The sequence below is a fragment of the Chryseobacterium sp. MYb7 genome (genome assembly GCF_002979455.1).
In the GTDB taxonomy this organism is placed as follows: Bacteria; Bacteroidota; Bacteroidia; order Flavobacteriales; family Weeksellaceae; genus Chryseobacterium.
Window position 1 is genome coordinate 1 of record NZ_PCOU01000008.1, and the last position, 21,764, is coordinate 21,764.

At 35.2% G+C, this 21,764-nt stretch carries 24 protein-coding genes; 2 read left to right on the forward strand and 22 right to left on the reverse strand.

The features are described 5' to 3' along the window. Nucleotides 1-56: 56 nt before the first annotated feature. The 14 genes from CQ046_RS08260 to CQ046_RS23530 all read right to left on the reverse strand — a co-directional run bounded on the left by CQ046_RS08260 (nucleotide 57) and on the right by CQ046_RS23530 (nucleotide 14,138). Entirely contained in the window at nucleotides 57-335 is a 279-nt protein-coding gene (locus CQ046_RS08260) for a hypothetical protein (protein WP_228406908.1), read from the reverse strand. A 171-nt stretch (nucleotides 336-506) separates the two neighbouring features. After that, complete coding sequence (locus CQ046_RS08265) at nucleotides 507-1,841, reverse strand: trigger factor (protein ID WP_105701809.1); 1,335 nt, start codon at nucleotides 1,839-1,841, stop codon at nucleotides 507-509. Between the two features lie 139 nt (nucleotides 1,842-1,980). After that, nucleotides 1,981-2,565, reverse strand: coding sequence for a hypothetical protein (locus tag CQ046_RS08270; protein WP_105701810.1), 585 nt, complete (start codon nucleotides 2,563-2,565; stop codon nucleotides 1,981-1,983). An 18-nt stretch (nucleotides 2,566-2,583) separates the two neighbouring features. Further along, nucleotides 2,584-4,977 (reverse strand): TonB-dependent receptor, encoded by a 2,394-nt coding sequence (locus tag CQ046_RS08275; RefSeq protein ID WP_105701811.1) that lies wholly within the window; start codon nucleotides 4,975-4,977, stop codon nucleotides 2,584-2,586. A 262-nt stretch (nucleotides 4,978-5,239) separates the two neighbouring features. Continuing rightward, a complete protein-coding gene (locus CQ046_RS08280) occupies nucleotides 5,240-5,596 on the reverse strand; it encodes a hypothetical protein (protein WP_228406909.1) in 357 nt (118 codons plus the stop codon). A gap of 147 nt (nucleotides 5,597-5,743) precedes the next feature. Further along, nucleotides 5,744-7,672: an ABC-F family ATP-binding cassette domain-containing protein gene (locus CQ046_RS08285; RefSeq protein WP_105701812.1), complete on the reverse strand. Its 1,929-nt coding sequence runs from the start codon at nucleotides 7,670-7,672 to the stop codon at nucleotides 5,744-5,746. A 137-nt stretch (nucleotides 7,673-7,809) separates the two neighbouring features. Further along, a complete protein-coding gene (locus tag CQ046_RS08290; protein WP_105701813.1) occupies nucleotides 7,810-8,058 on the reverse strand; it encodes a hypothetical protein in 249 nt (82 codons plus the stop codon). A 55-nt stretch (nucleotides 8,059-8,113) separates the two neighbouring features. Next, the gene (locus CQ046_RS08295) at nucleotides 8,114-8,848 is read right to left on the reverse strand and encodes a hypothetical protein (protein WP_123906591.1); all 735 of its coding nucleotides are present in this window, start codon (nucleotides 8,846-8,848) and stop codon (nucleotides 8,114-8,116) included. A 268-nt stretch (nucleotides 8,849-9,116) separates the two neighbouring features. Beyond that, complete coding sequence (locus CQ046_RS08300) at nucleotides 9,117-10,457, reverse strand: T6SS phospholipase effector Tle1-like catalytic domain-containing protein (RefSeq protein WP_105701815.1); 1,341 nt, start codon at nucleotides 10,455-10,457, stop codon at nucleotides 9,117-9,119. A gap of 149 nt (nucleotides 10,458-10,606) precedes the next feature. Next, nucleotides 10,607-11,284 (reverse strand): response regulator, encoded by a 678-nt coding sequence (locus CQ046_RS08305; RefSeq protein WP_105701816.1) that lies wholly within the window; start codon nucleotides 11,282-11,284, stop codon nucleotides 10,607-10,609. Then, entirely contained in the window at nucleotides 11,253-11,924 is a 672-nt protein-coding gene (locus CQ046_RS08310) for a sensor histidine kinase (protein ID WP_228406910.1), read from the reverse strand. The genes CQ046_RS08305 and CQ046_RS08310 overlap by 32 nt, the downstream gene beginning before the upstream one ends. 110 nt (nucleotides 11,925-12,034) lie before the next feature. After that, nucleotides 12,035-12,658, reverse strand: coding sequence for a hypothetical protein (locus tag CQ046_RS08315; RefSeq protein ID WP_105701817.1), 624 nt, complete (start codon nucleotides 12,656-12,658; stop codon nucleotides 12,035-12,037). A gap of 17 nt (nucleotides 12,659-12,675) precedes the next feature. Next, entirely contained in the window at nucleotides 12,676-13,455 is a 780-nt protein-coding gene (locus CQ046_RS08320; protein WP_228406911.1) for a hypothetical protein, read from the reverse strand. A gap of 62 nt (nucleotides 13,456-13,517) precedes the next feature. Next, on the reverse strand, nucleotides 13,518-14,138 hold the full coding sequence (locus tag CQ046_RS23530; RefSeq protein ID WP_105701819.1) for a DUF5715 family protein: 621 nt from the start codon (nucleotides 14,136-14,138) through the stop codon (nucleotides 13,518-13,520). Nucleotides 14,139-14,358: 220 nt separating this feature from the next. On the opposite strand from CQ046_RS23530, the gene aqpZ reads away from it, so the two are divergent. Beyond that, complete coding sequence (gene aqpZ / locus CQ046_RS08330; protein ID WP_105701942.1) at nucleotides 14,359-15,075, forward strand: aquaporin Z; 717 nt, start codon at nucleotides 14,359-14,361, stop codon at nucleotides 15,073-15,075. A 50-nt stretch (nucleotides 15,076-15,125) separates the two neighbouring features. Here aqpZ and CQ046_RS08335 read toward each other — a convergent pair whose 3' ends face one another. From CQ046_RS08335 to CQ046_RS08370, 8 genes are all read right to left on the reverse strand, one after another. Then, nucleotides 15,126-15,671 (reverse strand): hypothetical protein, encoded by a 546-nt coding sequence (locus tag CQ046_RS08335; protein ID WP_105701820.1) that lies wholly within the window; start codon nucleotides 15,669-15,671, stop codon nucleotides 15,126-15,128. 171 nt (nucleotides 15,672-15,842) lie between these two features. Next, nucleotides 15,843-16,835 (reverse strand): acyl transferase, encoded by a 993-nt coding sequence (locus CQ046_RS08340; RefSeq protein WP_185126168.1) that lies wholly within the window; start codon nucleotides 16,833-16,835, stop codon nucleotides 15,843-15,845. Between the two features lie 193 nt (nucleotides 16,836-17,028). Next, complete coding sequence (locus tag CQ046_RS08345) at nucleotides 17,029-17,799, reverse strand: UDP-2,3-diacylglucosamine diphosphatase (RefSeq protein WP_105701944.1); 771 nt, start codon at nucleotides 17,797-17,799, stop codon at nucleotides 17,029-17,031. A 22-nt stretch (nucleotides 17,800-17,821) separates the two neighbouring features. Next, nucleotides 17,822-18,268: a 6-pyruvoyl trahydropterin synthase family protein gene (locus tag CQ046_RS08350; protein WP_047097353.1), complete on the reverse strand. Its 447-nt coding sequence runs from the start codon at nucleotides 18,266-18,268 to the stop codon at nucleotides 17,822-17,824. Between the two features lie 99 nt (nucleotides 18,269-18,367). Continuing rightward, nucleotides 18,368-18,754, reverse strand: a complete 387-nt coding sequence (locus tag CQ046_RS08355; protein WP_105701821.1) for a hypothetical protein — start codon at nucleotides 18,752-18,754, stop codon at nucleotides 18,368-18,370. Between the two features lie 18 nt (nucleotides 18,755-18,772). Then, the gene (locus tag CQ046_RS08360) at nucleotides 18,773-19,939 is read right to left on the reverse strand and encodes a hypothetical protein (protein WP_105701822.1); all 1,167 of its coding nucleotides are present in this window, start codon (nucleotides 19,937-19,939) and stop codon (nucleotides 18,773-18,775) included. Between the two features lie 84 nt (nucleotides 19,940-20,023). Continuing rightward, nucleotides 20,024-20,410 (reverse strand): acyl-CoA thioesterase, encoded by a 387-nt coding sequence (locus CQ046_RS08365; protein WP_105701823.1) that lies wholly within the window; start codon nucleotides 20,408-20,410, stop codon nucleotides 20,024-20,026. 141 nt (nucleotides 20,411-20,551) lie between these two features. Beyond that, nucleotides 20,552-21,124, reverse strand: a complete 573-nt coding sequence (locus CQ046_RS08370; protein ID WP_105701824.1) for an OmpH family outer membrane protein — start codon at nucleotides 21,122-21,124, stop codon at nucleotides 20,552-20,554. 285 nt (nucleotides 21,125-21,409) lie between these two features. On the opposite strand from CQ046_RS08370, the gene CQ046_RS08375 reads away from it, so the two are divergent. After that, complete coding sequence (locus CQ046_RS08375; RefSeq protein ID WP_105701825.1) at nucleotides 21,410-21,700, forward strand: hypothetical protein; 291 nt, start codon at nucleotides 21,410-21,412, stop codon at nucleotides 21,698-21,700. Nucleotides 21,701-21,764: the final 64 nt, after the last annotated feature.

The window sequence follows — 21,764 nt, forward strand, 5'->3', positions numbered from 1 at the left end:
TAGAAGAACTATGGCATTTTGGACAATCCATTTTTTTTATTCCAAAAATATAAAATCTATTTTATTTTAACAATACCGAATTTATTTCCTAATTTCTTAGTGGTCATTTGAATTTCCATTCCCTGTACGGAAACCGTATTATCAGTAATGGTAGATTTTACAGCCTCCAATTTATCTTTTCCTCCTAAAGCTTTGAAATAATTATCCAGAACTTCTTTAGGTGTCAGTTTTGATTTTACAGCTTCTGTTTTAACAGATGCAGCCGCTTTCTTCTGAGCTGCTGCCGGTACTGAAAAAAGCACAGCACAGAAAAACGGAATGATGATCTTTTTCATATTTATAATAAAGTTTATTGGGTAAATATAGGAATATTGGCGGACATATGGATGAGTAATGAGTAATGAGTAATAAATGATAAGTGGATGAATGATGCGTGATTAATATTAACATCATAAAAAAAACCGCCAAAAAATTGACGGTTTTCAAATATTTATATCGGAGTATAATTATTTCTTAAGTTCTTCTAAAAATTCGTCGTGAGAAATTTTAGTTTCTTTTTTGCTTGCTTTTTCAAGAATTACATCTTTCAATTTAGCCATAGCTACTTCAGAAGAAATTTGTCTTACCTGCTCCTGGTCTTTCAACATTTCAACAGCATATTTTTGAACTTCTTCATCACCTAAGTGGTGGATTCCGTAGATTGCCAATTGGTTTTTCACCAACTGCTCAGCCTGAGCTAATACATCAGCATAGTCAAGGTTGATTTCGTTATCAGTCATCAATTTACCTTCGATGATCTGGTATCTCAACTGGTTTTTCTCAGCTTCAAGAATTTCCTTAGCCTGTGCTTCAGACTGGATGTTCTGGTTAGAGAATAATAACCACTTCACAAGGAACGTTTCAGGAAGTTTTACTTCTTCTTTCTCAGTTACCTGCTCTAATACTTTATTCACAAAGTGAACATCGGCATTTTGTTGGAAATACTCGTCTAATTCAGTTTTTACTTTATCTTTAAGCTCGTCTTCAGACTTGATGTTTCCTTCTCCGTATACTTTGTCGAAAAGATCCTGATTAAGCTCAGCTAAGTTTAATGAATAGAAATCTTTTACTTTTACTTCTAATTCATTATGGTGTAGGTGCTCTACTTCTTCTTTGCTGAATCCTAATTCTTTAGCTAATTCTTCATCACCTGCAAGAGCTTCTTTCGTTACTTTTACAGAACCTTCCATTTTCAAACCTTTTACCAATTTGAAAGCTTCTTTGTTTTCAGCTGTAATGGTAAGGTTTTTTGGGTGGTGGTGGTGCTCTCCTTCAGCATCTTCTTCCACAACCTGAGAAACTTCTAAAGCAATGTAAGAATCTTTAGTGATTTTATCTTGAGGAACCTGCTCAGCGAAACGCTTCTGCATGTTTTCAATACTCTTGCTGATCTCTTTGTCAGAAGCTTCTACTTTGTAGTGAGGAGCTTCATATTTAGCTAAATCTATAGTGAATTCAGGCTCATATCCAACTTCGAAAGCAACTTCTAATTGTTCAGCATTGTAATCTAATTCGTTTACTGGCTGAGGAACAGGCTGACCAACTAATCTTAATTTGTTCTCATTAACATAGTTGTTTAAAGCATCAGAAACTTGTCTGTTGATTTCTTCGAATGCAATACCTGCTTCATATTGTTTTTTAACCATACTCAAAGGCACTTTCCCTTTTCTGAATCCAGGAACTTGCGCATTTTTAGCATAATTAATCAACTGCTTCTCTACTTTTTCTTTGTAGTCAGATTTTTCCAATGTTACTGTAAGCAATGCACTTACGTCATCATGGTTTTGTGCGGTAACCTTCATTATTGATTAAAATTTTAGGTTGCAAAAATATGAATTTTTTATGAAAATCACCCATTTAAAATCAACTTATAACGCCAAATATTGTTAAATAAAAAACCACCGGAGAATTCCGGTGGTTCAAACAAGATTAAAGAATATATTAATTAATAATATTGTAGTTGGCCTGCGCGTCTGTTTCTCCTCCTGTATGAGTTCCGTAGATTACTCCGTTTCCGCTTGCTGCAGAAGTTTCAGAAACCGTTACCGGCTCATGGAATAATGTAAGAACCAGCTGACTAGGTGCAGAAGCATTTTTTACAGCAGTATTTACCACCCATTTTGTTTTCAACCCTACTCTGTTTCCGTCTCCTCTTGTAGAGCTTGCATCATCAGTACGGGTTAAAGTGATATCAGAGTTAGGAAAATTGTATACTAAGAAATGTTCATCTTTTGCATCTTTGATTTCCTGAGTAGCATCTTCATTTCCATTTTTGAAAATAACTTCTACGTTATAGGTATGACCGTTGATTAATTTAACATTTGGATTCGTAGTACTATTCACCTGGTAATCATATACCACAGGGGTTCCTGTAGCCACATCTGTTACTCTTAAGAGCACATCTGAAAGTTCTTCCTGAGGAAGGTCATCTGCTTCATCATCGCTTCTGTTACATGATGTTAAGCTTAAAAAAACAGCAAAGAAAAGTCCTAAGATAAGAGTAGTATTTTTAAAAATATTTTTCATGTTTTTGATTTTAAATAATTAAAATTGATATTTAAGAGTTACAATAAAGTTTCTTCCCATTTCGTTGGAAAAGAAACGAAGTCTGTTCAGATAATCTCTGTAAGACTTATTGAAGACATTTCGAACTGAGAAATCAATTCCGAAATTTTTAGACAGATTCACCCCTGTCTGAAGGTTCCAAAGCGAATATCCGCTTGGAGGTGTAGAGATATCTACATCTTCATTGTAAGCATTTCCATCAGAATCGAATAATCTGATCGGAACGTTATAAACAGGAAATCTTGTCTGTTTCAGATACGTATTGTTACTTACGCTGAAATAGAAATTTTTCCATTCTTTTTTATTGAATTCCAATGAATTGTTAAAATTTGGAGGCATCATTAGGATAAGAGGTACATTATTAGTCGTATCCTGCCCATAAACATAGGAACCACTTCCTTTGTAAGTCAGATTATCTGTGATCTTAAGCTGTGCATCAATATCTAATCCATACATTTTTGCATTGATCTGCTGATAACTGTATACTACAAAAGCTCCTCCCCACTGGGTATTCTGATATCCTGTAGGAATCTGGTTGATGAAATTCTGAGTATAAAAGAAATACGGGTTTACTGAAATATTCAATCCTTTTAAGACATTTGCTTTTACGTCTGCGACCAGATTAAACTGATTTCCTGTTTCACTTTTCATTCTCATATCTCCTCTTTCAATAATGGCTGCAGAATGGTGAAGTCCATCAGCAAAAAGCTCTGCAATATTTGGAGATCTTGACACTCTGGCATAATTAAATTTCAGGTTAAAATATTCGGATGGATGGTAAACCAGTCCTCCGTTTACTGAAATATTATTATAGGTTAATGATGGATTGGTAAGAATTCTGTTTTGGTTTATTCTTACTACAAAGTTTGAATAATCTGCGGCATAGGTCTTATTCCAGTCGCTCAGATCATACCATTTTGTTACGTCATAATGATCGTAATCATATCTGCCTCCCAGTTCAAGATCCAATTGGGGAGCAATTTTATATTTTAATACGGAATAAATTCCTGCATAATATCTGTCGTAGTTCGGAACAAGACGTCTTGCTTCGGTCTGCGTATTGGAATAGTTGTTCTGATACCCTGCATTAATTCCTGTTTCAAGATTCCAGTTTCCTCTTTCTATCAGGTGGTTCACATTCAGATCATTGGTGATCAGTTCAAGATCCAATGCCGGTTTTTTGCTCAAAGCTTCTGTACGTCTGATATCATATTCTTTTCTGTGATTGTACTGGAAGCTGTAAGTAGCCGTTATCTTTCCAAAATTTTCAAACCTTTTGTAAGCCGAAACTTTAGCAATATGATGTTCAATTTCCTGTTTAGGATTATCAATATCATAACTAAAGTCTCTCTGATAGATTGGTTCTGGTGAGGTAAGAGCAGTACGCAGATCTTCGGAGTTCCCTACGTGAGAGCTTCTGAGAATTCCAACTGTGCTTTTTGTCAGATAATAATCAAATGAAAACCCTTTTTCAAATGTCATTTTCTGCACCCCAAAATTAAATCCGGAGCTCTCAAGTCCGGTATTCATCAGGCCATAATCCGGAGCTTCAAGATCACCAAGTTTTTTATAGCTTCCATTGGTTTTGATGGCCCAGCCATTCTCCCATGTTTTTGCCAGTTTTACATTAAGATCCGCTCCTCTTCCGTTTGAAATTCCGGAAAGAGAAACATTCCCCATGATGGTATCTTTCTTAGGCAAAACCTGAGGCTGCAAGACAACAACTCCACCTACAGCTCCCGCTCCATACTTCAAAGCTGATGCTCCTTTGATGACATCAATATGTTCAAAATTATTGACATCTACATTGGGCGCATGCTCCACTCCCCATTCCTGTTCGGCAAGTTTTACGCCATCATTAAGAATGGAAACTCTACTTCCATAAAGCCCATGAATAATAGGCTTGGCGATATTATTTCCTGTTTTAAGAACGTTAACACCGGAAATATTAGTTAGTAAATTCCCTAAGTTTTCAGTAACATTTCTTGAAAGTACTGATTTATCAAGGGTTTTCACTACCATGCTTCCATTGTTCTTGTGGCTTCCGTGAACGGTCACTGTTTCGATATCTTTGACGTGATGCTCCAGTGTAATAACCAGATGTACATCCTGTGTAACTCCTATATTTTCAGTATAATCATCACAATCAGGATGCTGAGCAATGAGTGTATACTTTCCTGCAGGAATTTTGTCAAAAGAAAATTGACCTTTCTTGTTTGTTTTGGCTGTAAAGCTCCCGATTTTAATCACTGCATTTTCCAGCAGTGTTTTATCATGAAAATCATGAACGGTTCCCTCTACAGTATAAGTTTTTTGTGCACTTGTAAATACTGATCCGCAAAAGATCAGCAGCAGGCAATATATCAATTTCATTGTAAATAGATTGATTGCGTACTCTTTCAATGGAGTACATTTTTCGTTAAAATTTGTGGGATTGGATTCGTTTAATTGTACTATGTATCAATGATGAGAAACTAAAAGCTAGAGGTTAGAAACTAGTAATTGGACATTATTTAAATATCAATTACACAGTATCAGCTGTTCTACAACAACCTTAAACTTTAAACATCAAATTTGAAGCATTAAACATTTAACTTTAAAGTAAAAAACTTTAAACCCAATAAGAATCTGTGAATTATGAAAGTGCGGGCGGCCCCCGAAGTTGAAAAGTGAATTTGGTCTTTGACCAAATTTTCTCCTGAATAGCGATGATTTGTTTTACTTCATGACTGTAATGCTCAAAAGTAAAACTGAATTCTTCAGGAGCTAATGTATGTCCGGTAACCAAAAAGTGGCAGGCCAGACAGTCGCCAGCTTTCTCTTTAGTAACTGCTTTCGTCACCATATTCTCAACTTTTTTAAGATTGAAAGCCTTAAAATAATCTACGGAATCATGGTGGTGAAAGCTCTGAGAAAGCAGCGCGAGGAAGTATACCCCAAACAATAGCTTGGAGATAAAACTCTTTAGGTTTCTGCTTTCTTTAAAAATCATGGTTCAAAATTATGAAAATAATTTAATTGTTTCCTTAAAGTTTCATTAAATTACTCTATGATTATTGATAATATGTAGAAATCGAGCTGATTTTGTTACAAAAAAAAGCTTCATAATTTTTAGTTTATGAAGCTTTTATATTTTAGTTTAATCCAGTTGAGTTCCAAGATATTCCCACTCCTGTAAAGCGGTCTCCAGCTCTTCCTTAGCTTTATTATATTGCTCTAAGGTTTCATCTGAAGGATTTTCTTTGGCAAAAGAGGCTTCCATTTCTTCCACTTTTGTTTCAAGCTCGGAAATTTTCTCTTCTACTTTCTTGATTTTATTCTGAATATTTTTCTGTTCTTTACTTACAATGTTTGAAGATGAACTGTTGCTCACTACAGGCTTCACTTCCACTTTCTTAGGCTCTACCTTTACTTCGCTGTGAAGTTTGGCCTTTTCTGCAGAAATCTCTCTGATGGTTTCTTTCTGTCTGTATTCAAGATATTCATTGATATCTCCCAGGAATTCTTTCATTTTCCCATCGCGGAATTCGTAGATCTTATCACAAAGTCCCTGAAGGAATTCCCTGTCGTGCGAAATTACAATTAAAGTTCCTTCAAAATTCTGCAGCGCCAGCTTGATAATTTCCTTAGACTGGATATCAAGGTGGTTGGTAGGTTCGTCCATGATCAGCGTGTTGAAAGGACGAAGCAACAGTTTACAAAGTGCCAAACGGTTTCTTTCTCCCCCGGAAAGCACTTTTGTTTTCTTGGTAACGGCATCTCCCTGGAAAAGGAAAGATCCTAAAAGATCTCTTACTCTAGGCCTTGTTTCTTCGGTTGCAGCATCTTCTGCTTCTTCCAGAACCGTTTTATTAGGGGTTAAAACCTCTTCCTGATTCTGTGCAAAGTATCCGATGTTGACGTTGTGGCCAAGATTCCAGGTACCGGAATAATCTTTAATATCTCCTGCTAAAATTTTAGCCAACGTTGTTTTTCCTTGCCCGTTCTGTCCTAAAAGAGCAATTCTGTCTCCTCTCTGAACGATAAAGTCTACATCATCAAAAATCTGTTTTTGTCCGTAAGCTTTTCCTAAATGCTCTGCTTCAAAGATGATCTTTCCAGGAACCATAGACTGTACGAAACGAATGTTGAATTTTGAAACGTCTTCATTATCCACTTCAATACGTTCTATTTTATCTAATTTCTTAATAAGTGACTGTGCAAAAGATGCTTTTGTAGCACTTGCACGGAACTTATTAATGTTGTCTTCCATCTGCTTTATCTCCGCATCCTGATTCTTTTTAGCCTGAACCAGTTTTTCACGTCGATCTTCTCTCATAACCAAATATTTCGAGTAGTTGGCTTTATAGTCGTCAACTTTCCTATTGTTGATATCAAAAGTACGGTTACAAACCGCTGTCATGAACTGTTTATCGTGACTTACGAGAACAATAGCTCCCGGATAGTCTTTCAGGAAGTTTTCCAGCCAGATGATGGATTCCATATCCAGGTGGTTGGTAGGCTCATCAAGAAGCATAATATCATTCTTCTGAAGAAGCAATTTTGCCAATTCGATTCTCATTCTCCATCCTCCGGAAAATTCATCGGTGATTTTTTGGAAATCATCTGCTTTAAATCCTAAACCAAACAGAACTTTCTCCATGTCGCCTTCAAGATTGTAGGCATCATGGTTCATTAGAAGGTCATTCAGTTCGGTCATTTTATTAATCAGATCCGTATAAGAATCACTTTCGTAGTCTGTTCTCACCGTCATTTGGTGATTTACCTCTTCAAGCTCATTTTTCCAGGCATTGATCTGCTCAAAAGCCTGCATTGTTTCAGCCCAGACGGTTCTTCCTTTCACAAAGTCAAGATCCTGCTTAAGGAAACCAATGGTAACACTACCTTCAGTTACTACCTCTCCTTCGTAGAAATTAATTTCTCCGGACAGCATTTTTAACAGAGTGGATTTACCCGCTCCATTTTTTCCTACGAGACCTACTTTATCATCTTTTTTGATGGTAAAACTGACATTTTGAAATAAGTAATTTCCTGAATGATGTAACCCTAAACTTTGAACCGAAAGCATCTTAATTAATAATTAGTAATGAATAATGAATTTTCGGGTGCAAAAATACGGAAAAAGAAATGAATAGCCCAGAAATAAAAATAGCTGCCCAAAAAGACAACTATTTCATTTGCATATGAACTGATTTTATAAGAAATTTATCCTGGGGTAAGCGGCGGTGTTTTCTGTCCCGCCTGTACCATTGCAATCATTTCTACAAGGGTTGCTTCGGCTTCTTTATATTTCACTTGTTTGATCCCATGGTTAGATCCTATTGCAACCTGCAATTCATTCAAGGTCTTCGCTTCAGACATTGTGATGGGTTTACTTCCATTTTTAATACTGATTTCGTATTCACAAGTGTCTAAAAGTTTGTTTGCTTTTTTAAGCCATTCTGAAACTTTCATAATTATTTTGTTTTAGTGATTTGGATGTAAAATGTTTCTATTTATTAAAATGTTTCTATTTATTGAGAAGCTGTATCAAAGATTGCCCTGCAGGTACAGGATCTACAGGAGCTGCTCCTGGACTGCTTGTTATACCATATGTTCCCGCAACAATTTCCAGATCATATTCTATATTTCTCGCACTGAACATAAATTGGCATCCTGATGTTGTAGTATTACCAGCAACAGATCCTGAATAGGTATTGGACTGAGCCGCCAATAAAACTATATTTTCATTAGGCTGCATATTCACCTCTCCTTTTGCATTACATGTAAATGCACAAAAAGGCTGAAACCTTCCATTTACTTTTCCTGCAATGCCAATAGTGAGAGCAGGGGTGCCTGCGGGTCTTTCATTTCTTACATTAATTGTTCCTTCAGGAGCGCTTCCATTAGTAGTAAATGAGCCATCCGGATGGAAAATTAAGGATGTACCTAAAGAAATTTCCTGTGATAATGCCTGCATCTGAATGGTTGTATTAGGCTGAATAACTTCTTTATTGAAAACATATACTTTATATTGAGGTTCACAATCTATTTCCGCCATACCGAACATCTCTGTAAAGTTCATCGCAAACCAAGTTGGTACTCCTGAAGTGATTTGGTTAGGACCTGTTGCTCCTTTATACCCTAAAAGCTGGTATCCGTTTTCCTGCAGGTATTGTAAAATGCGTCTTTGATCAGCGGATGTAAAATCAAAATTAATTGAGTATATCATAGTTCCGGGTCTTTGAATCAGTGTCTTTTCCATTGTTTTAATCTTTAATGTTCTTACTCTTTTTGAGATTAGGCTTTTCAGAATACGCCTTTGTTCAGTTTTTATTTTGAAGCTTCTCGAAATGAACAACTCAAAGTAACGAGAATTAAAATCTAAAAAATACCGTATAAAACACCAAATTTAGTATTCCGTAATTGTACTCATTGCTCTATAAGCCTTTATAAAGAAAAGGAGACACCTGAATGATGTCCCCTAACCTAAATTTAAAACTGAGAAGTGTTGCACTGGTTCTTTATTTCATTTAATGTGAAGTAATAACTGCTGGAGTTTTTATAATTGAACGGACCCAGATATCATTATTAGGAACACTGGTTCCATAAAGAAAATCTGCAACAAAGCTGTCTTCCGGCAGATGAAGTTCCACAGAAAGTCTTGTCTGGCTGGTTTGATCAACAGATGTACTGCTGGAAACATTGAGCCCGTTGTTAATCATTTCAATATTAATTTCCTGCTGCGATCTATTCCTGAAACTATGACTATACAATCCGAAGTTGGCTGAAATATGGGTATAATCTGCCAATTTCGCAAAATCGTATATAGGTTTTTTGCTTACGGAGAGATCTTTTATATATTCTTTCATTTTGATATAAAACCGATTAAGAAAAGCATGTTTATTATAATCCGTTCCAAAATAGGCATAGTTTTCTGTACTAAAAACAGATAATATTTCATTGGTTTCCTCCATCATCAGTTTTCCATATACTTTTGAAAGATCATTGTATACTTTATCTCTACATACATATGCCTGTGAAAGCCCGTTGGCTGTCTCCACTTCATATCCTGACAGCAAGGCATCCCAAATTTTATTTCCTTCGGCATTGGTTTTTGCATTTCTTATATCTGAGACATAGTTATGCAGATCATCAATATCCATGAAATCTGTAGAAATATAAACAGATTGTGGTCCTTCCAGATATCCTCCTCCTATATCCGCATGATCTCCCGGTACAAAAACTTCCTTCCAAACAGATGACTGATTTTCAGATTTCTGATCCTGCATAGTTTTTGAGTTTTCAAAAAAACCGGTAAGTGGGAAAAAAAATCTGCTTTCATTGACTGCACAGAGATGCAAAGCATTCTCTACCTGCACAGGAATGTTCAGGTTATAGGTATTAAAAGGTTTGGACTCTACGGTATCAAAAGCTCCTAAAAATTTTATTCTGCAATTTTCCAAAGAAAAATGGCTCAAAAGCTGGTTACACAAAGTTCTTGCCAGCATACCTCCTCTCCCGAATCCATAGATATAAAAGTTGTATTCTTTGGCTTCGTCATGAGCAATCTCTTGTATAAAATCCCAGACTTTCTGAAGTTTATCATCAGAAGAATATCCGTTCCCATAGGGTGGATTGGCACATGTTGCCATCGCAAAATTACTATCTTCACTACCTGTTACGGTTCCTATTCCCTCGATATATATTTTTTCATCTCCAATAAATAAACTGTATAATTTATAGATATTGCTGAAGGTACCATAATAGCTTTCATTATTGTTCAGTGGTTTATCCGCTGAAAGAATATTAACCCCATTATTTCCTGTACCGTCAAAGAAAATCCCGACGGAAATCACACTGCTGCCATTCATGTTTTTACTTTAATTTTTTATTACAGATCTTGTTTGTGTTTTTTCAACTAACATCCCTAAAAGAGACATTTCAAAATAACAGAAGAAAAACAAGGATCGCTAGAGTGAAAAGTACCAAATAAAAAATTCCGTATTTCTACGGAACCAGATTATATTTTTTCAAGGGAATATATATTGTTGACAATGGCATAAATGACGATACCTACTGTATTTTTGGCTCCAATCTTCTCGAGAATTCGCTGACGGTGGCTTTCCACTGTCCTTGGACTGATAAAGAGTTTTTCTCCTATTTCGTTGTTGGTAAATTCCTGACAGATCAGTTTTACAACGTCTTTTTCTCTTTCGGACAACTCGTCTTCTGTTTCAAAAAGAGAATTTTTCTTAGCAGTACTGTTCATATAAGTAAACAGCATCTGATGATCTTCAGCTGTGAAAAAGACTCCGTTTTTATCCACCATTGTAATGGCATCAATAAATGTTTGTTTATTCGAGTTTTTAGGAAGAAATGCTGATACTCCCAGCTTGACCATATATCCAAGAATAGAGGTTTTATAATGGGATGACAGGATAATAATTTTAAGATCGGGAAATTTTTCCTTCAGGATTTCTACCAGTTCAAAACCATTCATAGGTTTCATCTGAACATCTACAAGAGCCATATCAGGAAATTCATCTTTTGAAAGTTTTCCGAGGTCTTCAATAAAATCGGGGCCATTATCTGCGGTAAGGCATACCGATATATTTTTTTCATTGGACAGCAACATTTTTACCCCTTCGAGGATCAGCTGTTCATCATCAATCAGTGCTAGTTTGATTTGGGAACTCATGATATTTTGGAATTTTTATAATTAAACGACTTCCTTTATTCGAAAATGTTTTTTTCCATTTGTGTGTGGCGTTCATAGATTTGATACGGGATTCTATATTTTTGATTCCCATTCCTTTTTTTACTTTTTCATATTCAAAGCCTTGTCCGTTATCCGAAATTACCACTGCCATATTTTCAGGATAATCTTTTATATAAATCCAGAGATCTGTAGCATCAGAATGTTTGATCACATTGGTCGTAAATTCCTGAATAATCCTGTACAGCTGTACTTCCACGAAGAGATCTTTCTGTTTATATCCAGGCATTACCTGCATGGAAATATTAATTTTATGGGAAAGATTGGCTATTAATTCTTCAACGTATAAAACCAGTCCTACTGATTCCAGATTTACAGGGTACAATGAATGAGAAATACTTCTGGCAGCATCAATCAGGGAAGACATCTGACCATAAATATTTTTTTTGATCAGTTCATCGCCCTGGGTATCGAGGTTATTCAACCATAAGGAAAGAATGTTGAGCCGGTTTCCGATATCATCATGAATCATTACCGCAATTCTTTTTCTTTCTTCTTCCTGAGCTTTGATGTTTTCCAGGACTAATTTTTTCTGATGAAGAACTTCCGCCTCATGCTGCACATTTTTTTCCTTTATAATTCTGGTTATAAATGCCCTGTAGGCAAGCATAATAAAAGCCACTATAATTGCTATGGTAACAATTATAAGGATCAGCAGATTGATATTTAAAGTTACTTCTTTAATCTGATAAATGTGTATAAAAATGAACAGTACAAAATACTCGAAAGAATATTATTGGCACTGAGAATAATATAATAATCGTTTTCTGACAGATTGGCAATCTGATGCTGAATGATAAAAATAAATACCGAAACCGAGTAGTAGAAAAAAATACTTGCATCTACAAAAAGAAAACGGTTCTGTGCAGATGTATTCTTAATCTCACGGATGAGGGTAAATCCGGAAAGGCAGATGATGATGATATTGGAAACTACTTTCGCAATATCAGCATTGGCTGGGTAATCAAAACCGTATTTCGAAATCATAAAACCTCCTGCCAGTATCCCAACAGTCCAGAGAGCCGCTTTTGGCCAATCCAGTTTTCTGATAAATAAACCTGTCAGCAAAAAAAACTCTCCTGCGATATACAAAGGATAGAGAAATGAGGTATCATTCAGCCTGAAGATATATGGCAGTGCCAGATTCAGCAGTTCAATAAAAAAAAGAAAAGCAATACAATGAAAATATTGCTTTTCTTTTGAGTTTAATATGCGATATTTTGCTGCTCCCAACAGTATAACAGATAGAAGCAGTGCATAGTTCAGGAATAAAATTGCCTTATAAAGTCCAGCCATTCCTCAGTTTATCTTTTTTAAAATTCACATCCTACATCTACATCCGGTATACGGCAGATAGGAGGACATGGTTTTGCCCAGTCGTATGTATTTGAAATCGTCTCCGCTCCTACTTCTGAATTCTTAAGGTTTTCACGGAAAGAGATGAAGATAAGAGTTACCAGCACTTTTCCATAAATATCATTGTATTTAAGTCCGAAAGAACAGGTAATTCCTGTTAAGCCAGCATCATCAAGACAAAGGTCCGCCGTAGGAACATAGAATTTTCTGAAAATACCAGCTCCTTGATTTTCGCTACATTCTTTGTAGAACCAATCCATTCCTTCGTTTCTCCAACGTTCAATAGCTGCTACAGCTACATCCTGCTCAAGAATTGGTGCATTAGAAACAGGGAATCCCATATTGGCATTCTTCTCTGTGCTTTCAAGATCTTTGGAAAGAACTGCGTTTCTGACAACAGTATATTCCTGAATCTCCTGAAGTCTCAGATCTCTGTCCAGCTCAGTAAGGAAACTGTATGGATATTCATTTACGTCTATTTTTCCACCTTTATCATTCATAGGGTAAAGAATCATAATCAAACGTTCTTTATATACTCCTATTGCTGAACAAAAGTCTTTATAATCACTAAATCCTTTCATCCATTCAAGATGTTCTCTTGAAATATTGAAAACGTAATTGGTAGGGATCAGACTTTGTAGTTTGGAAAAATCAGAAAAGCGGGCTTTCCATTCAAGGGATGCCGCTCTACATTCTTCTACAGGAAGCATGTAGTCTACAATGTTTAAAGTTGTCATAAGCATAGTTTTTGGTTGTATAAAAATATATAAACTAAATATGCTATGCAAGAAGATTTTTATTAATAATTTTTCACTGTTATATGATAACAGCTCTGCTGTCTCTCTTTGATATAATAGATTCTACCGGCTTTTTCATAATATTTCAATACTTTTTCCAACGCCGCTTCCATTTTGGGATTATACTTAAGGACGTTATTGAATCTTACATAAGAAATATCAAAAGAGTTACCATAATTATGCGAACTAATCCCTAATGAAGCATTTGAATTGACTCTCCTTAGCCTGCATTGGTCTTCAAGAGTACGGGTAATGGATGAAACAGTGAATGTACCGCCTTTGGTATCTTTACTGAATTTGGAACCTATTTTCTCCAGGGTTGTTTTTCCCTTGGATACCATATAAGCCCTGCTGTAATCCAGCCTCTGAACATGATATCCTTTTCCTGATTTTTTTATTTTGTGGAATTTCCCGTTGCCGATATACTTCTGAACTGTTTTGGAATCTTTCAGAAGCTGTATCCCGAAACTTTTTGAGGCATCAAGGTGAGGTTTGTAAAGCGGTGTAGCCTCAACTTTCAGTACAGTAGAAAGATCATAGCAGGGAAAAGCTTTTTTTGCTGCCTGCGAATAATGTAAACTATAAATAAAAGGTACAAAGACCACACAAAAAAACTTTCTCATTCACCTTCCTTTTAAATTACAAATGAAAGATAAAACATTTATGTTGGATCTTTCAAAACTGACTATAATACTCTATAAATAAATCCCAAACAAACTTTACACCAAATTATAGATTTTACAATTATTGTTCACACTTTTTCGAAATATTTTTTCAGCTTTTGCTTTTTACTTTAAGATTTAAATTTTACATTTGAGATACATTTAAATAATAAACAACATGATAAAAAAACTTTTCGCTGAATTTTTCGGCACATTTTGGCTTGTTTTCGGAGGTTGTGGAAGCGCTGTTTTCGCAGCTGGTGTTCCAGACATCGGCATCGGACTTTTAGGAGTTGCTTTAGCCTTCGGTCTTACTGTTCTTACTATGGCTTATGCCGTAGGACATATTTCAGGAGGACACTTTAACCCTGCAGTTTCTTTCGGACTGTTGGTTGGAGGAAGATTTCCTGCAAAAGATCTTATTCCTTACATTGTAGCTCAATGTCTGGGAGCAATTGTAGCAGCAGGATGTCTGTATACAATCCTTAACGGAGCGGGAGCGGTAGAATTCTCAAAACCCGGAGATTTTGCCACGAACTTTTACGGAGAGGCTGTCTACAATGGAAAAGCATTCAGTATGGGAGCAGCATTCCTTGCTGAGTTTTTATTAACAGCTTTCTTCCTTATCGTGATCATGGGAGCTACGGATAAATGGGCGAATGGAAAATTTGCCGGTCTTGCTATTGGTCTTGCTCTTACTTTAATTCACCTGATCTCTATTCCCATCACAAACACTTCTGTAAACCCTGCAAGATCACTTTCTCAGGCGGTATTTGTGGGAGGTACAGCAATGTCACAACTTTGGTTGTTCTGGGTAGCTCCAATTTTAGGAGGAGTTGTAGGAGGATTAATCTACAAGTTCTTACTTCAGAGAGATACTGCAGAAATCGCAGATTAATTTTTCAAATAATAATCAATTATAAAATCCTGTCAGGCGGCAGGATTTTTTTATTTCAGCTTTTTGATGTCAAAAGGATTCTTAAAAATCAGTTCTTCATGCTTGCCTTTGATTTCCATTTTGCGCTGAAGAAGGTTCAGAGCCATTTTTCTGATAAAAAGATCTTTATCATTCAGCTTCCAGTAAGAATCTTCATGAAGTTTTTTGGGTGAACGGATCAGATAAAATTCTGTTTCCCAGGTGTCTGCATTATGATAAAATTCAATGATCCCGCAATGTTCAGGGATAATTGCAGCATCTACCATTCCCATCGGAAGCAAAAAACTAAAAGAATTACAGACATAATCACCACAGGAAATCTTATCATGCTTCAGAAATTTTTCTCCGGTATCTTTATTCAGATATGATTTTTTGAAATCATTTTTAAAATCACTTTTTGAAAACTTGATCTCGATTTCATGACTTCCACCCTCTGCATCAATGATCAGAATATCCGCTTCCCAGTCTGCCTGAAAATAATTCGTCAGCACAATCTCTTTTTCAAAATCGCAATGGGAATGGATGTAGGCGTGGATAAGTTCTTCTATTTTAATCATTGGTAATATTGTAAACGCAAAGTTCACGAAGTTTTTATTTACAACTGTTAAATGTTTGCAAAGGCGTTTCACTCAGCAAAAATTGCAGGCTATCTTTTCTTTATTTATTACGATTAGAAAAAATTGACAAGCAAAGCGAATTGACTATTCACCATTAATCTTTGATGCTTTCTAACTTACCAACAGACTGCAGCCTCTGATATCGGAATGGTCTATTCTTCCCAGTACTTGAAATTTATCGCCAACTATTTTCCCCAAATCCTGGGTTGCAATAAATGAGCAGGAATGCGTATTGGCAAGATCAATGATATTAATAGCACCTGTTCTTCCTTCTTTTTCATACGCTAAAGGATCTTCAGCATTACGAACCATGATTTTCATCCAGCTGGGACATTCATATTCATTATTTCCAAGAGAATAGGCCTGCGAAAGAAGCTCTGTCATGGAATATTCTGAATAGATTTTATCTGTTTTAAGACCGTTCTGTAAAATTTTCAGTAATTCGTCTTTGGTCATTTCTTCTTTTCTCCCTTTCATTCCTCCGGTTTCAATCACTATTAAATTTTCAGGAAAATTGAGAGATTCTTCGCTTTGTTCAGCATAACAATAATCCAGAAAATCTAATAAGGCAAAGGAAACTCCGAAAAGAATCACTTTTTTATCCTGCAGCCTGTTCAATAAATCAAAAAGTTCAGAATGGTTGTAAAGAAAATATCCGTTTTCCGGCTTGGCAGATTTTTTCATCAGATAATCTACCATGTAAATCAGTGATGAATTCTGTTTTTCAAGGTAGCTTGGAAGTAAACCCAGAAAAATAAAATCTTCCGGTTTTCCGATAAACTGTTCAAAACTTTTATAAATACTTTCTTCGTACAGCTTTGGATCTGCGATGAAATGTTTTGAAAGATTCATCTGAGTTGTCCCTGAACTTTGAAAAAACAGATCTGCAGCTACATTCTTATCCAGAATCTGATGGTTTTTAAACATTTCGATAGGGAGAAACGGAATCTTTACCAAGCTATCTACCTCATCTGGATTAACTTTCAGAAAATCAACAAACTTCCTGTATATTTCAACATTTTCATATTGATAACGAAATGTTTTCAATGATGCATTCAGGAAATCCTGTTCAGTCTGTATGTTGAATATATTTTTCAATTCCATAATTTTTTAATTTCTTAATCCCCCACTACAAGGCAATTATAGAGATAAAATGATATTATTTAATATTTTTTTAATCTGAAAATTCTATTTTGGTAGACTTCTTGCAATTACTTAAATGGAATATGGATTAAAAACAAGAATGGGTTTCGGCCTATTCGAAGGTTACCTCTTTTTAGGGGTAATTTTTTTTGCTTTATTTTTCAAAAGTTTTCAGTTCAAAATCTTTTTCAAAAACCCCATAGGTGAAATAGGAAATCCAATCTCCCAGGTTAATATATTTTGCATTCTGTTCCAAATCCAATACCATTGGAAGATGCCTGTGCCCATAGATAAAATAGTCTATTTTCTGAGTCTTCAGCTTTTCTTTAGAATAAATAATCAGGAACTCCTTATCTTCTCCAAGAAAAGCTTTGTCTTCTTCTCCGGAGATCATTTTATTTTTTTGGGAAAGGTATAATGCCACTTTCATTGCAATATCGGGATGAAGCCATTTGAAAAACCATTGTGCAACAGGATTTGTGAATAATTTTTTCATTCTTTTATATCCTTTGTCACCAGGCCCCAAACCATCTCCATGGGCCAGCAAAAATTGTTTTCCTCCCATTTCGAAATACTGTTTCTGATAAAAAACAGTACATCCGATTTCTTCTTCAAGATAATCCTTCATCCACAGATCATGGTTTCCGACAAAGAAATAGATATGAATTCCCCTGTCTTTAAGCTCTGCAATTTTTCCGAGTACGCGGACGTATCCTTTGGGAACTACATGTTTCCATTCATGCCAGAAATCAAAAAGATCACCCATTAAAAACAAAACCTGTGCATCTTCTTTAATCTGATCCATCCAGCGTATAAATTTCTCTTCACGCACTTTGCTTTCACCCGGTGTAGGGGCACCAAAATGCTGATCTGAAGCGAAATATACTTTTTTTCCAGGTTCTAAATTAATTGTCGTTTTTAACACCTTGTGAGTTTTGTGGGTAAAATTATTGATTATCTTCTGCAAACCATTCTCCATAAGAGTTTTCGGTCTCATGAAGTTTAAGATAAGCTAAAGAAATTCCTTCAGGAAGCCTTGATTTGATTTTAGCAGCAATGGCATATAACATGTTTTCACAAGTTGGCTGGAAGCTGCAATAGATTACTTTATGTCCTTTCTGCTCAAGATCATCACCCAGTTCTTTGTGTGGAGACAAAGCATTGACAAGAACCGCATGATCCCATACATCTACGATTTCAGATTTTACGATACTTTTAATATCTCCGAAATCTACCACCATTCCATTTTTAGGATTTTCAATATCATTGATCGGTTTTCCTTTCACTGTTACAAACAGTTTATAGGAATGTCCATGCATATTTTTACACTTCCCATCGTAGTTATAAAGTACGTGAGCGGTTTCAAATGTAAAAATTTTTGTAATACGTATCATAGTACAAAGATATGACAAAACCGCTTAATAGAGAAAAGACTGTTTCTATTACAACGATATTAAAATTTTTTTTTCACAGGTTTTCAAAAGTGATATCTATTACTTCCTGAAAATTATTTGATCTGTTTCAAAACCTAATTGATTCAAATAGTCCAGTCCATCTTGAACTGCTATTGAATTAACTCCTGACCATCCATTTTTTAATCCAAGTAAAATAAATTGTCTGATGTACTTCGGCTCATTCATATTAACCTCATCTTCAGAATTTGTTATTTTATTTATCAATTTAATTCCTGATTTTAAAGGCTGTCCAACAATATAATGTTCAACCGTTACAAACTGAATGATCAAAGGAGTCAATTTCTGGCCACTTAGAAAAATTTTCAATGTTAAAGTATTGGTTTGTGTTTCAGAATGAAATTGATCCGTAACCCGGTATAAATACTCTATTGTATTAATGACTATTTTCCTTAATTTGTTTTTCATTACATTATCAATCAGTTGCTATCTTATCTTTTTTTCAAATCTGCTTATAACTTTATACTCCTTATTTTTAACAATAATCTCATATTCTCCTTTATCCAGGATTAAAAAACGGCTGTCTTTGGAAGTATTCAATTCCATGATATCAGCAGGAATTCCTTTCTGCTCAAATTCTCCTTTTCTATAAGCCAACACCAAAACCGGATATACAGGAATTTCAGAAGACGGAATCTTATATAATTTTCGGCTTCCCGTCAGCATCCAATCTGGTCTTCCTTTGAGATACTTTGTAACAGGATGAACAATTTTAATATCTGTATACAGAATTTTATCTTCACCATTATAGATCACCTGATTTTCATCTTTTAAAACAACCGGAAAAGTATTGTTTACGATTCTGAGAAGCGGTTCATTATATTTAGGATTACTTTTCTCTGAAAACTGAGTCTGATCAATAGTAAATGGATTGATGCCTGTTAAATCTGAAAGTCTTCCCGCCATTGTTTTTTCCCATGATTTATGAATTCCTTCGTAAGCATGTTGATAGCCGCAATAGATAATATATTTTCCTTCTTTATTTTTCTCCATATAATCGGAGATATTTTTGGCTTCGCCAATTTCTCTTTCTTTATTGTTTCCTTCTGCTTCGTATGGAAAAAGTTTAAATCCTATTTTCAGCGCATTATAAATAAAGTTACCGAATTCCGGTTCCTGAGAATAATATCCACTGTTGAGGGAAGCAAATTTTGTTGTATTTAAAGAGTCACTCGCTAATGTTTCGAGTCCAAGATATCTGTACCCTTTATCATATAATCCCTGTAGCAATGAAGAGGCAAAGGCTCTGTGACTAGCGTTGTGATGGGCTTCATTAATAATGATAACCTGCTCATTACTGGCTTTTTCCAAAATATATTCTTTTGCATTGATAGGGATTAATTTTGTGAATTTCAAACTATCTGCAGGATCTAGTTTTTTCACTCTTCCGAATGTTGTATCCCAACTTTCCAATGCCGGCTTGTATTGCCCGCTTATTGAATAATATGTTGCTCCCATCTGACTTTTCCAGGACTGATTTTGAGCAAGATCTTCCAACTTCTTTTTAATATCGTCCGAAAACCAGTAAGGATTTTCCTGACCGTAGCCCGCCATGCCAAGAAACAGCAAAGCCAGTGAGTAAAAGAATTTCATGTTATTTAGTTTTTGATTGATGCTATATCCTAAAATAAAAAATCAAAGTTCTATTCTTCACTCTGATTTTAATTATTTACCTGTTTAAAAAAAATTCTCCAGCCAATCACTCTCAAGACGTTTGATCTTCTTAGTTTCCGGATCAAACAGAATCCAAAGCGTGCTTGAGTCTACCACCAACTCATCATTGCAGTAAAATTCCACTTTTCTCGGCTGTTTGGCTCCTTCAGGAGGCATGGGATAAGTTCTTACGATGATGGTATCATTCAGATAAACCTGTTTTTTATATCGAATGTGGTGATCAAGAAGCATCCAGACATCGTTTGCATATTCCGTTTGCTGTTTTAAAAGATCCCAGTGTTCTGCTGCCACTTCTTCCACCCAGTGTACATAGTGTACATTATTCACGTGATTGTTCTGATCAATATGTTCTTCCGTTACCTGGATTTGTTTTTCGTACATTAGATTCATTCTCCTGAAAGTTTACTCAAATTTATCATTTTAAAACAGAACTATCTTAGTCCTGCAGAAACAATTCATTCATTTCAGACATAAAAAAACGGAATCAGGTGTTCTCTGATTCCGTCTATAATATTGGGTATATTGAAATTCTTATTTAGATTTTCCAGCTGGTTTAGCTGTTGTAGCTGTAGCCCCTAATTTGCTTTTCACAATAGCAGTGATATCTTCACTTCCGTCAGTGTAAAGCAGATTATTAGATTCCTGTGCTGCTGTATCAAATACATAGCTCAGACTTCTTTCTTTCGCAACAGCATAAATAGTTTCTCTTACTTTCTTCTGCAGCGGGCTAAACAATTCGTTTTGTTTAGCAGAGATATCTTTAGCCGCCTGTGATCTGGTTTCTTCTATTTTTTTCCCTAAAGTTTGTAATTCTGTTTGTGCTGCAATCAGTTCTTTAGTTACAGCTTCTTTGTTGGCTTCGCTTAAAGTTTTTTCTTTATCCTGAGCCGTTTTTAGCTTGGCTTGATAATCATTGATCAGCTTTTCAATTTCAGTCTGCTTAGTCTTAGTAAGATTATCAATGGTAGCACCTATTGTTTTAACTTCAGATAAACTTGCAAAAACTTCCTCTGTGTTTACACTTCCAACCTTCTGTTGAGCATTTACGATATTTGCAGTAAGTGTTAATCCTAATGCAATAAAAAGTGTTTTAATTAAATTCATTTTTAATAATATTTTTTTCAAGCCCCAAATATAATTCAAATTTCAATTACTTACGATGTAATATTTATTCTTTATTATTTTGAAGTCTAAATGAATTAAAAAATGATTTTAAACAAAGAAAAACCTCCTCATAAAAAGAGAAAGTTTAACATCAAAAAAATGAATAATTGAATTAGGAGGCTGCTATAAAATCCTTCGTCGCACTAATAATCAGACTACCTCTACTAATTTTTTACTACATGAGTTGAAAACTCTCTCTATATTTGATTGACAATTTCTAAGTTTATGAAAAAACAAAATACAGGAACCCCATTGGAATATTCAGATTCAAAACATTTTGTTTATTTTGAAGTATACCCCACTGAAATAAGTAAGTTGAGAAAAATCATTCAGCAACTTGAAGGAGAAAACATATCTCTGCAGGAACAAGAATTTGGAATAACTTGTGAAATTCATACTCAAGGAATCCCTGAAATTGTTCGTGAGCTTTCCGCTAATAATATTGCTGTTTATGGAGTTTTGTCAAGCAGTTTATTGGAAAGAAGTAAAAACTATTCAATAGACAATTTATCTTAAATTAATTGGATGAATTATCTGACTATTAAAAAATAAGCCTCTTTATCATTAAACCCTTTCTCAA

Coding starts and splice junctions, on each gene's coding strand:
- CQ046_RS08260 (WP_228406908.1), bottom strand. CDS start 335: ATGAAAAAGATCATCATTCCGTTTTTCTGTGCTGTGCTTTTTTCAGTA.
- CQ046_RS08265 (WP_105701809.1), bottom strand. CDS start 1,841: ATGAAGGTTACCGCACAAAACCATGATGACGTAAGTGCATTGCTTACA.
- CQ046_RS08270 (WP_105701810.1), bottom strand. CDS start 2,565: ATGAAAAATATTTTTAAAAATACTACTCTTATCTTAGGACTTTTCTTT.
- CQ046_RS08275 (WP_105701811.1), bottom strand. CDS start 4,977: ATGAAATTGATATATTGCCTGCTGCTGATCTTTTGCGGATCAGTATTT.
- CQ046_RS08280 (WP_228406909.1), bottom strand. CDS start 5,596: ATGATTTTTAAAGAAAGCAGAAACCTAAAGAGTTTTATCTCCAAGCTA.
- CQ046_RS08285 (WP_105701812.1), bottom strand. CDS start 7,672: ATGCTTTCGGTTCAAAGTTTAGGGTTACATCATTCAGGAAATTACTTA.
- CQ046_RS08290 (WP_105701813.1), bottom strand. CDS start 8,058: ATGAAAGTTTCAGAATGGCTTAAAAAAGCAAACAAACTTTTAGACACT.
- CQ046_RS08295 (WP_123906591.1), bottom strand. CDS start 8,848: ATGGAAAAGACACTGATTCAAAGACCCGGAACTATGATATACTCAATT.
- CQ046_RS08300 (WP_105701815.1), bottom strand. CDS start 10,457: ATGAATGGCAGCAGTGTGATTTCCGTCGGGATTTTCTTTGACGGTACA.
- CQ046_RS08305 (WP_105701816.1), bottom strand. CDS start 11,284: ATGAGTTCCCAAATCAAACTAGCACTGATTGATGATGAACAGCTGATC.
- CQ046_RS08315 (WP_105701817.1), bottom strand. CDS start 12,658: ATGGCTGGACTTTATAAGGCAATTTTATTCCTGAACTATGCACTGCTT.
- CQ046_RS08320 (WP_228406911.1), bottom strand. CDS start 13,455: ATGACAACTTTAAACATTGTAGACTACATGCTTCCTGTAGAAGAATGT.
- CQ046_RS23530 (WP_105701819.1), bottom strand. CDS start 14,138: ATGAGAAAGTTTTTTTGTGTGGTCTTTGTACCTTTTATTTATAGTTTA.
- CQ046_RS08335 (WP_105701820.1), bottom strand. CDS start 15,671: ATGATTAAAATAGAAGAACTTATCCACGCCTACATCCATTCCCATTGC.
- CQ046_RS08340 (WP_185126168.1), bottom strand. CDS start 16,835: ATGGAATTGAAAAATATATTCAACATACAGACTGAACAGGATTTCCTG.
- CQ046_RS08350 (WP_047097353.1), bottom strand. CDS start 18,268: ATGATACGTATTACAAAAATTTTTACATTTGAAACCGCTCACGTACTT.
- CQ046_RS08355 (WP_105701821.1), bottom strand. CDS start 18,754: ATGAAAAACAAATTAAGGAAAATAGTCATTAATACAATAGAGTATTTA.
- CQ046_RS08360 (WP_105701822.1), bottom strand. CDS start 19,939: ATGAAATTCTTTTACTCACTGGCTTTGCTGTTTCTTGGCATGGCGGGC.
- CQ046_RS08365 (WP_105701823.1), bottom strand. CDS start 20,410: ATGAATCTAATGTACGAAAAACAAATCCAGGTAACGGAAGAACATATT.
- CQ046_RS08370 (WP_105701824.1), bottom strand. CDS start 21,124: ATGAATTTAATTAAAACACTTTTTATTGCATTAGGATTAACACTTACT.
- CQ046_RS08375 (WP_105701825.1), top strand. CDS start 21,410: ATGAAAAAACAAAATACAGGAACCCCATTGGAATATTCAGATTCAAAA.